General features: G+C 71.5%; 11 protein-coding genes and 3 pseudogenes. 9 read left to right on the top strand and 5 right to left on the bottom strand.

Annotated elements, in window-relative coordinates; translation table 11 throughout:
- From CCL05_RS10950 to CCL05_RS43895, 4 genes and pseudogenes are all read left to right on the top strand, one after another.
- On the top strand, positions 1-558 hold a 558-nt coding region (locus CCL05_RS10950), incomplete at its 5' end, for a Rossmann-fold NAD(P)-binding domain-containing protein (protein WP_483025070.1).
- Positions 522-782, top strand: coding sequence for an acyl carrier protein (locus tag CCL05_RS10945; protein ID WP_086560310.1), 261 nt, complete (start codon positions 522-524; stop codon positions 780-782). The genes CCL05_RS10950 and CCL05_RS10945, both read left to right, overlap by 37 nt.
- Positions 779-2,008: a beta-ketoacyl-[acyl-carrier-protein] synthase family protein gene (locus CCL05_RS10940; RefSeq protein WP_086560309.1), complete on the top strand. Its 1,230-nt coding sequence runs from the start codon at positions 779-781 to the stop codon at positions 2,006-2,008. Before CCL05_RS10945 ends, CCL05_RS10940 begins: the two co-directional genes overlap by 4 nt.
- 501 nt (positions 2,009-2,509) lie before the next feature.
- Positions 2,510-2,712, top strand: a pseudogene (locus CCL05_RS43895) (IS5-like element IS4811 family transposase); the annotation flags it as partial.
- Between the two features lie 162 nt (positions 2,713-2,874).
- On the opposite strand, the gene CCL05_RS10920 reads toward CCL05_RS43895, so the two are convergent.
- Positions 2,875-3,630 carry an SDR family NAD(P)-dependent oxidoreductase gene (locus CCL05_RS10920; protein ID WP_086560307.1) on the bottom strand — a complete coding sequence of 252 codons (756 nt, stop codon included), beginning with the start codon at positions 3,628-3,630 and terminating at the stop codon, positions 2,875-2,877.
- Between the two features lie 60 nt (positions 3,631-3,690).
- Entirely contained in the window at positions 3,691-4,461 is a 771-nt protein-coding gene (locus CCL05_RS10915; protein WP_244204241.1) for an SDR family NAD(P)-dependent oxidoreductase, read from the bottom strand.
- A gap of 159 nt (positions 4,462-4,620) precedes the next feature.
- Between CCL05_RS10915 and CCL05_RS10910 the strand changes: the two genes are divergently transcribed.
- Entirely contained in the window at positions 4,621-5,481 is an 861-nt protein-coding gene (locus CCL05_RS10910; protein WP_086560314.1) for a helix-turn-helix transcriptional regulator, read from the top strand.
- A 424-nt stretch (positions 5,482-5,905) separates the two neighbouring features.
- Here the strand turns inward: CCL05_RS10910 and CCL05_RS10905 are convergent, their stop codons facing one another.
- Positions 5,906-6,223, bottom strand: coding sequence for a hypothetical protein (locus CCL05_RS10905; RefSeq protein WP_208641452.1), 318 nt, complete (start codon positions 6,221-6,223; stop codon positions 5,906-5,908).
- A gap of 317 nt (positions 6,224-6,540) precedes the next feature.
- On the opposite strand from CCL05_RS10905, the gene CCL05_RS46075 reads away from it, so the two are divergent.
- Positions 6,541-6,921, top strand: a complete 381-nt coding sequence (locus CCL05_RS46075; RefSeq protein ID WP_244204240.1) for a hypothetical protein — start codon at positions 6,541-6,543, stop codon at positions 6,919-6,921.
- On the opposite strand, the gene CCL05_RS10895 is transcribed toward CCL05_RS46075, so the two are convergent.
- Entirely contained in the window at positions 6,918-7,250 is a 333-nt protein-coding gene (locus tag CCL05_RS10895; RefSeq protein ID WP_086560305.1) for a DUF6233 domain-containing protein, read from the bottom strand. The genes CCL05_RS46075 and CCL05_RS10895 overlap by 4 nt on opposite strands.
- Before the next feature lie 56 nt (positions 7,251-7,306).
- On the opposite strand from CCL05_RS10895, the gene CCL05_RS10890 reads away from it, so the two are divergent.
- Complete coding sequence (locus tag CCL05_RS10890) at positions 7,307-7,573, top strand: hypothetical protein (protein WP_086560304.1); 267 nt, start codon at positions 7,307-7,309, stop codon at positions 7,571-7,573.
- 203 nt (positions 7,574-7,776) lie between these two features.
- Here the strand turns inward: CCL05_RS10890 and CCL05_RS10885 are convergent, their stop codons facing one another.
- Complete coding sequence (locus CCL05_RS10885) at positions 7,777-8,481, bottom strand: restriction endonuclease (RefSeq protein ID WP_086560303.1); 705 nt, start codon at positions 8,479-8,481, stop codon at positions 7,777-7,779.
- Between the two features lie 447 nt (positions 8,482-8,928).
- Here CCL05_RS10885 and CCL05_RS47450 point away from each other — a divergent pair.
- Positions 8,929-9,162, top strand: a pseudogene (locus CCL05_RS47450) (ATP-dependent DNA ligase); the annotation flags it as partial.
- 153 nt (positions 9,163-9,315) lie between these two features.
- A pseudogene (locus CCL05_RS47445) lies at positions 9,316-9,825 on the top strand (hypothetical protein); the annotation flags it as partial.
- Positions 9,826-9,833 lie beyond the last annotated feature (8 nt).

Here is a 9,833-nt window from a genome sequence, read left to right as displayed (position 1 = left end):
CGCCCGCACATCATCTGGGGGCCCGACGACCCCCATTTCGCCCCCGCTCTCGCGCGCACCGTGCGGGCGGGCCGCCTGCTGATGCCCGGTGACGGCGGTAACCTCGTCGACACCGCCCATGTCCGTACCGCCGCCCACGCCCACCTGCTCGCACTGGACAGCCTGCGGCGATCGCCGCAGACGGCGGGCGGCCGCCCCTACTTCATCGGTCAGGGCGACCCGCGTCCGCTGCGCGAGATCACCCGGCACTTCCTGCGGGCCGCCGGCATCGACGCCCGCTGGTGCGCCGTACCGCCCCGGCTCGCCACCATCGGGGCCGCGGTCGGTGACACGCTCCTGCGCGCGGCACGCAGTACCCGCACCCATGCCCTGAGCCGCTTCCTGGTCGCGGAGCTGCTGCATCCGCACTACTTCGACCTCACTGCGGCCCGCCGCGACCTGGACTTCGCACCGCCGGTCGGATTCGACGCCGGTATCGCCGAGCTCACCCTCTCCATCTCGAACGACAGCGAGGAGACACCGTGCCGGACACCTACGACACCATCCGCTCCATCCTGAGCAGCGCCTTCCGCATCCCCCAGGACGAGATCCGGCCCGACCTCACGCTGGAGCAACTGGACCTGGACTCCCTGGCCCTGACGGAGCTGGTGCTCATCGTGCACGAGCGCTTCGGGGTGAAGATCGACAGCGCGTACGCCTCCCGGAGCACGACCGTCGCGCAGGTCGTCGACCACCTCGACACCTTGCGCGCGGGTGACACCGGGGCGGTGGCCTCCTCGTGACCGAGCCCGTCGCCGTCACCGGCCTCGGCCTGATCACCCCCGCCGGGGGGAACACCGGCGCCACCTGGGACACGGTCCGCCGCGGCGCGGGCACCGCAGCCGCGCACGATCCGGCGCTGGCCGGCCTTCCCGTGGACTTCTCCTGCCGCGTCCCGCTGTGCCGCGACGACCTGGACCGGCGCGTCGGCCGCACCGCCTGGCGCATGTCACGCAACGCCGTGCTGGCGGTGCTCGCCGCCCGCGAGGCGGTGCACGACGCCGGCCTCCGTGCCCGGACGTGGGACGGCGACCGGGTCGCCGTCGTCATCGGCTGCGGGCTGGGAGCGGACGCGGTGCGCGAGGAACAGGCCAGGCGGCTGACGGAACGGGGCGCCGACATGGTCTCCGCGCTCACCATCCCTCAGATCATCCCGAACATGGCGGCCGGGGAGGTCTCCATCGACCTCGGGGCCCGCGGCCCCGGCCTCGCCCCGTCCACCGCCTGTGCCTCCGGCGCCACCGCCGTCGCCGTCGCCCGCGACCTCCTCGCCGCCGGCCGGTGCGACATCGCGGTGGCCGGAGCCACCGAAGCCGCCGTCACCCCGCTGGCCACTACGGGCTTCTGGCGCGCAGGCGCGCTGTCCCGGCGCACCGACGCGGTCACCGGCGCGTCCCGGCCCTTCGCCGCCGACCGTGACGGCTTCGTCATGGCGGAAGGCGCCGGCGTCCTCGTACTGGAGCGGACCGCGGACGCGGCCACCCGCGGTGCCCGTGTCCGCGCCCTGCTGGTGGGCTGCGGCAGCACCTCGGACGCCCACCACCCCACCGCGCCCGCCCCGGACGGCCGGGGCGCGGAGGCGGCGCTGCGCACCGCTCTGGAGGACGCGGGTCTGGCTCCGCACGACGTCGACCACGTCAACGCCCACGGCACCTCCACACTGGCCAACGACGCCGCCGAGTCGGCCCTGATCGCCCGGCTGCTGCCGCACCGCCCCAGTGTCACGGCACCCAAGGGCGTGCTCGGCCACAGCCTGGGCGCGGCGGGCGCCGTGGAGGCGGCGCTGACCGTGCTCACCCTTCAGCACGGCACGGTGCCCCCGATCGCGAACCTGGACGCCCCGGCTCCGGGATTCGACATCGACTGCGTCACCAAGGAGCCCCGCCGACAGGACGTCCGTATCGCCGTCAGCCACTCCTTCGGCTTCGGTGGACACAACGTCGTCCTCGCTCTGGCCAGGGCCTCCTGACCGGCTCGGCGGCCGGCCAGGAGCGGCTGGGCGGCGCGGGAAACGACGGGCCCGCGTCGGTTCAGCGGGAGTCCGGGCCGTCGGAGGGGCTCGGGGGTTCCCCCGGGGTCCGTTCCCTCACGCTGGGCCGACCGGTTGTGAGAGCTGTCGGGCGGCAAGCCGCCGCGTCGACCGGCACCGCCGGTGCATCAGTCCCGTCGGGACCTGACCACTTCGGCACGGCTGCGGGACACCGTCATCGCCTCGATCACCACGGACCCGCCAGCCTCATCCGGGTCGGACCTGGCCGCGCGCGCACTCGCCCTCGATGCCGCACTGGAAACCGCGCTCACCACCAGGGCCCCCGGCTGCGGGAACCGGGGTACCTCTGCGAGACACCGAGACGGCGCTGCTCCGCGAATGGCTCCAGCAGCTGGCAGGCTGAACCGGGGCCGCCTGCTCCGCAAGCGCGGTCCTTGGGACGGCTGACCGGCTTGATCGTGGATGGTGATCTCGGGCGCCTCCGGCTTCATCGTGCTGCGCCGCTGGGCCATCGAGAGGTCGCTCGCGTGGATGATGCACGCACGCCGCCACGCGAGGGACTACGAACGGCTCATCCAGCACTCCGAGACTCTGATCACCTGAGCCGCCATCACCCTCATGACCAGGCGCCTGGCCCGAAAGGCGCCACCGCCGGCTGGACGAGGAAACCGGTGCCGACCAGCTGAGCCCTCCTGGACCGGCATGCGAGCACCCGGTCAGCGGCGTCTGTGGGCGACCACACTGTTCGACGAGGGGCGCGGGCTTGGTTGCGAGGGTGCGTACTCGCCGTTCACCCGGGCTCTGCGCCGGTATGAGGTGCGTCCGGGCTGCGAAGAGCCGTCGGGTCAGTGTGCGGTGAGCCCGCCGTCGACGACGAACTCCGCCCCGGTGACGAACGAGGATTCGTCGCTGGCCAGGAACAGCATTGTGGGGGCGATCTCCTCAGGGCGGCCGGCGCGCCGCATCGGGGTCCGTACGATGTCGGGCTGCTGGTCCCCTTCGTTGTCGAGGATCTCCTGGATCATCGGAGTGGCGATGACTCCCGGGTGCACGGAGTTCACGCGCACGCCCCGAGTCGCGTACTCCACCGCGGCGGTCTTGGTCAGCAGGCGTACGGCTCCCTTGGACGCCTGGTACGCGGCGGCGGCCCCGCTGCCGATCAGCCCCAGGACGGACGAGGTGTTGACCACCGAGCCGTTGCCGTTGGCGCGCAGCAGCGGCATGGCGGTCTTCATGCCCAGCCAGGTGCCGGTCTGATTGACGGCGATCACCCGGTCCCACACCTGCGGATCGGCGTCCTCGATGCCGGGCCAGTCCACGATGCCCGCGATGTTCACCAACACGTCCAGCCCTCCGAAGTGCTGCGCGACCTGGGCGATGGCCTCGTTCCACTGCTGGTGCGACGACACGTCCAGGCCGATGCCCACGGCCTCGGCGCCGCTGCTCTCCAGCCGTGCCGCCAGGTCCGCCGCGGCGCCGGCGGCGGCGTCGGTGACCAGGAGACGTGCTCCTTCGCGGGCGAACAGCTCCGCGGTGGCCCGCCCGATGCCGCCCGTCGCGCCCGTGATCAGCGCTGTCTTTCCTGTCAGACGTCCCGTCATGGCGGTAATTCCCTCGATTCCGTGTCTAGTGCTGGTGTGCTCGGTATCCCGTGTGCCGGATCAGAGCGCGGTGAAGCCGCCGTCGGCGGCGACCACGGCTCCCGTGACGAAACTGGAGCGCGATGATGCGAGGAAGCACAGGACCTCGGCGATCTCCGCGGGCTGCGCCACCCGGCCCAGAGGCTGTGCGTCGGCGAAGGACGCCAGGTATGCGCGGCTGTCGGAGCGGAACGTGTCGAGAAAGTCGGTCTCGATCACGCCCGCGGCGACGAGGTTGGCGCGGATGCCCAGGGGCCCGCCCTCCACAGCGAGCACCTTGGTCAGCTGGGCCAGAGCGCCCTTGGAGGCGCTGTAGGCAGCGCCCTCGGGCAGGGCGACGGTGCACGTGTAGGAGCCGGTGCTGACGATGGCTCCGCCGCCGCGGGCCCTCATGGCCCGGAAAGCCTCGCGGGCGAAGAAGAAGGAACCGCGGGCGTTGACCGCCATCACCGCGTCCCAGTCCTCGGCGGTGGTGTCGGTGACGGGCTTGTTCAGGGTGCGCCCGGCGTTGTTCACCAGGATGTCCAGCCCGCCGAAGGCGTCGACGGCCCTCTCAACGGCCCGGGCGGCGGTCTCCTCCCGCGTCACATCACCGGTCACCGGCAGGACGCCGGGAAATTCGTCCGGCAAGGCCTCGGTCTCCGGGCGCAGGTCGACGGCGACGACATGGGCGCCACGAGCGCTCAGCAGCGCCACTGTCTCCCTGCCCACGCCCCGCGCGCCCCCTGTGACGACAGCGACCTTCCCGGCGAACTCGGGGGCCTGCCGATCGCCTCCAGCCATCCCGTCCATGGCGGGCTCCTCTCTTCGGTACTCCTCGATCAGGGCGCTTCCCTCGTATTGGTCGCGCCCCACCGAGAATGGGCAGGCAGGTGGCCCTCGGCCAGGTTGCGTTCTGCCTGGGTGCGGCACACCCAGGCAGAGCTCGGTGCCCCCGCCTACGCTGAACACATGTCTGAACGCACGGCCGACAACCACCTGGGTGACTTCCTCCGCGCACGCCGCGCCGACCTGGGGCCGCAGGACGTCGGCATGGCGAGCTACGGGACCCGCAAGGTCGCCGGACTGCGCCGCGAGGAGGTCGCCGTCCTGAGCGGAGTGAACACCGACTACTACGCCCGCCTGGAACAGGGGCGAGAGCGCAACCCCTCACCCCAGGTGCTCGACGCCCTCACCCGCGCGCTGCGGCTCGGCACCGACGACCGCGCGCACCTGTACCGACTGGCAGGGGCCACACCGGGCCACCAGCTCGCCGCGCACACCGCCGAGCAAGTCAGTCCAGCGCTGCGTCAGCTGATGGACGGCTACCCGAACACCCCCGCCTTCGTCTTCGACCGGACCCTGGACATCCTCGCAACCAACACCCTGGCCGATGCCCTCTACGCCCCGTTCGACCCGGCGGACAACCTGGCGCGCATGACGTTCCTCGACCCCGCGGGCCAGCACTTCTACACGGACTGGGACCGGGCGGCCCAGGCCACCGTCGCCAACCTGCGCCACGCAGCAGGCTTCGACCCGAACGCCCCACGGCTGCGCGCCCTGGTCCGCACCCTCACCGAGCACAGCGCCACGTTCACCCGCCTCTGGAACGCCCACACCGTGCGCGGCAAAACTCAGGACGCCAAACACCTGCGCCACCCGGACGTCGGTCCCCTCACCCTCACCTACCAGGCCTTCGACGTACGCGACGCGCCCGGCCAGCAGCTCGTCATCTACCACGCCGAACCGGGCAGCCCCAGCGCCCAGGCCCTGGGCCTGCTCGGCTCCCTCCACGCCACCCGGCGCCGGCCCCGCCCGCAGGGTTCTCCCTGACCGGTACCAGCGGCCACCGCCCCCGGAACCGGTCCCCCGTCCTCGGCGCGCCTCCGCCGCAGTGGGCGCCCCGGCCTTAACGCTTGACGAGATGAACGCGGCGTGGAGCGGAGACGGTGACCACCGTGGCGGTCTGGAGCCGACTCAGTCCAGGAACCGAGACTGCCACCGCCACAGGTTCAGGACCTCAGTTCGATCGGCACCACCCTGGCCCTGGGTGGCGTCGTGTGCGGCCGATGGCCTGGGTAACCAGGCCGTGCCGGGTGGCGGTTCTTGGAACCCGACGGCCCGCCGGGCCCGGGCCGGGACGGTCGCCCTTGTCCGCGCCGGAGTCCGCTTCGAGGGCGGCCACCTTGTCGAACGCTCCGAGACCCTCGCGGCCTGCTCCAAGCCGCGAGGATCTGAGCGATCGGCAGGCGTGGGACTACTGCACCCGGGACTGCTGCGGAGTGTGAGCGCGCAGGGCTTCTGCGAACCATGTGAACACCGGCGCCAGACTGGGCAGGACGGGCCATCCGTTGATGACGGCCAGCAGGTGCCAGTAGCGCTCCGCGCGGGGTTCGCCGACGATCTCCAGGCGCGTCAGCAGCCAGTGACGCAAGTCGGCGTCGTCTGCCCGGCCGAAGGTTTCCGCGTAACGAGCGGTGAGGGCGTTGACGATGGGTCCGGCCTCGGCCGAGGCCGGAGCGATACCGGCATCGAGCGCGCGGCCCTGTGGCCGGTTCGCGACCAGCGCGAGCAAGGTGGCTGTGAGCCGTTCGTGCCGGTCGTGCCTCAGCAGGCCACTTAGCGGTGGTTTCCCCCACAAGGTCTGGCTCCGCTTCGCTGTGCCCGGGCTGAATGGAAGTCCGCTCGAACCGGCGAGGGTGCATGCATGCCCGCTTCGTCCGGTACGTGCGGTGCTTCGTAACGCCACTGCCGGGGGGGTTCTTCAGCTGGACACGGTGGCATCCCGTCCGTACCGGCTGGCCGCGGCATCAGCAGGGCGGCGCATGTCGATCGTGGCGCGGGTGTACGGCTACCCACCGGAATACGCCGATGGAGTGGATGCTGCACTCGATGCTCCGTCCTCTGGTCGAGCGTGGCCACCAGGTGGAGGTCTGGCTGTCGCACCCCCGGGCGGACCGACACGAGCTACGAGATCGACGGAGTTCGGACACCGAGGCCCTCTCCCGGATCATCGAAGCGAAGCGGGAGCATCGCGAGCCGCCGAAGCTTCAGGAGCCGGAGGCGGCGCCGGGGCAGATCGTCTACCTGATGGCCGCGCTGACCGAGTCCGCGCAGAAGGCCAGGGCTTCCCGCGGCGAGGACGCCGACGTGCACGAACTGCCGAAGAAGAAAGCCGCGAAGAAGGAGCCGGCCGAGGAGGCCGCCGCGAAGAGGACCACGAAGAAGGCCGCGGCCAAGAAGACGTCCGGGCGACGGCCGCGCAGCGCTTAGTCGAGGAACCCCAGAGCGTTGTCGGGCTCGCACTGCGGGCAGGGCTTGACCCCCTCCGCGAGGGCGTGCAGTGCCTGCTCCTGGGTGACGCCCTTCGAGCGCTTCCCGGCATTCCAGCAGCCGCCGACGTGGACGTAGACCGCGCCCCTGCCGGACAGGCCCCGCTCGATCAGCCAGTCCGGTACTGGTGGCCGGGCGGCGATGCCGCGCTGGAGCTCCTCCTCGCGCCGCTCTGCGTCCGCGATCTGTCGCCGTACCCGGTCCAGGGTCAGGATGAGCCAGGTCTCCAGGGTGCGGAGGCGCGGCAGATCCGGCGGCAAATCGTTCACAAGTTCGATTCTAGGAGGTGGGCTGCCCCGCGCACCCAGAGGGGCAGAGGAGACCCATGAACCTCTGCCAGGCGGCCCGCAAGCTCGGCGTCGACCCGGCCGCACTGTGCCCCGCATCGGCTGAGCCGCGGTTCACCGAGGTCTGGGAACGCATGCAGCAGGAGCCGCCATGCTCCGCCTGCGGTCAGCCGTCCCGCAGCAGCGGCGTCGTCCACGACCCGGTCCACGGCCCGCGCTGGCTCGACCGATGCCGGGACTGCTTCCTCACCACCCCGCCGACCCTGCGCCGGCCGCTCAGCCAGGCCATCACCGACATCCGGTAAGCAGCGGCCGAGGTGGGCTGGCGCGTAGTCCTCCACACCGACGAGGACGGCGGCAGGAGAGCTGAGGGGATGACCCGAGCGTTTACACCTCACCCTGCCCGCCGGCGGCCGGACGCTGATGACCGGCTGGTGGGCCAAGGCCCGGCGGTCGAGCGCCCATCGCAGGCCACAGGCTCGCCCCCGAGGCTGACAAGCCGCCTTTTTCAGCTCAGAGACGTTGGCCGCCTGGGGGGCGGTACGGCCCGCAGCAGCTCCCACAACGGCCGTGAGCCCGACGCCCACACGGCCAGCATCTGGCGGTCCACCACGTGCAGCCGCTGCTGCTTGGCGAAGTCCACGGCCGGCGCGGTCACCCTGCCGTTCGTCACGAGCACCGCGACGTCCGCCCCGTGCACCGGCCGGGCCGTCCCGTTGAGCACCTGCAGATCCGGCGTGCCCACCGCCGAACCGCGAGCGCCGTGACGGCGGTGCTTGCACTGGATCACCCAGCGCCGGCCGAGCGGGTCCGTGGCCTTCACGTCCGCGCCCAGGTCGCCGCCCCCTCCGACCCGCTGGGCGTCCCGGCAGCCGTCCCGGCGCATCAGGTCCCGGACCGCCTCTTCGAATTTGGCGTGATGCAGCGCGTCCAGCTGCTCCAGCCCGTAGCGCAGGCCCTGCGCGCGGACAGCCTCCCAGCGGGCCTGCTGCTGACGGTGGGAGAGCCAGCCGATGCCGCCGAGCACGGTGAGCACCAGGGCGACGAGGAGGACCCACCAGTGGGCCAGCAGCCAGTTGACCACCATCACCACCAGTCCGATGACCGCTGCCGCCACCACAGCAAAGGCGATCAGCTGAGCATCCTTCTGCTGCTGCCGCTTGCTCGCGCGCCGGGTACGCCGCCGTGCCGGCGGCCGCCGCCGCCGCGTCACCGGGTCCCCTCAGTCTCAGGGAACCGGACGGGATACGACACCGTAGGCCGCGGCTGCACATTCCGCGGCGGCGGGGCGTCGTCGAACCGGATCGGATACTGCACGGTCGGCTGCGGCCGCGGAGCCGCGTCTCCACTCCCCGCCGTCGCGTTGCCGTTGCCTAACACCACCACGGCTAAGGCAAACCCGGCGAAGATCGTCATTTCCCGTCTCGCGCCGGCCGGCCACCGCGAATGTCCACGAACCGGCGTCCCGTCAGAGCGCACATACGGGCGTACCAAAGGCATAGATGCCTCCCCCTCGAAGCAACCGGACCGCCCATGGTGACAGCAGGCACTGACAATCGGTCCGCACAGCAGCACACGTGGTGATCAAGGAAGGCTTGAACAGGACGTTTGCCACGCTCAGGCCAGAGCGCTCGAACGGCCGTCTGTCGCGGTGGAAGGCATGGTGCGTGATGTGGACGCTGCGGAACCGATGCTGAGCGCGCCCGTGCCCGAGCCCCGTCTGCGGCCGGGGTGGGCCGCGGAGTTGAAATGGGATGGGTTCCGGGCGCTGGTCTGCATCGACGCGGGGAAGGTGGTGCTGCGCTCCAGGCGCGGCACCGAGATGGGCCCGGCGTTTCCGGAGGTCGTGGCCGGGGCCGGGCAGCTGCCGGATGCGACCGCTCTGGACGGTGAACTCGTCGTGCGGGAGCACGGCCGGCTCGCGTTCGAGCGGCTGCAGGATCGGCTCCAGCGTTGGGGCTCCGGTGCGGTCCGGGCCGCTGACGAAGCGCCGGCTCACTTTGTGGCCAAGGCCGCCGCCAAGGACGGGAGCTCACCCAGGACCAAGTTGAAAAGGCCGTCGACGGCCAAGCGAGTGATCTTCCGCGACCCCACCCGGAACCTGCCCGTCGGCGACCTGAAGGGAGTGCCGCAGTCCGTTCCCAGCGACGTGCTCGCCGGCCTGCTCGACCAGGTCACCACTCCGCTCGAGCGCCTCGCCATCGCCCTGGTCGCCGTCCACGCAGTGGCTCTGTCTGGAGGAGTTCACCCACCAGCTCGCCTCCGAGTGGCTGACCTACGGCCACCACCGATGGCCCGCTTCCACCAACCCCCACCTGCTGGTCAGTCAGAAAAGCGCACTCGGCCCCGACCAGCCGGCCGTCAGCATCGGCCTGCTTCAGGGAGTCCTCCCCAAAGGGCTGACACTGGACGGCTACGCCAGGACCGGATCCTCAACGAGGCGTTCGAGACCGCCGATCCCCTCAAGCTCATGCGTCTGTTCGGCATCACCGAGCAGACGGCCATGCGATACGTCGCCGCAGCCCACCCGGAACGAACAGCCGAACTGCCGCAGTAAGCATCCTC

The organism is Streptomyces africanus, from assembly GCF_002150735.1.
Taxonomy (GTDB): Bacteria; Actinomycetota; Actinomycetes; order Streptomycetales; family Streptomycetaceae; genus Streptomyces; species Streptomyces africanus.
Note: the sequence above shows the minus strand (reverse complement) of the source record. Positions and strands in the feature narration are given on the sequence as shown.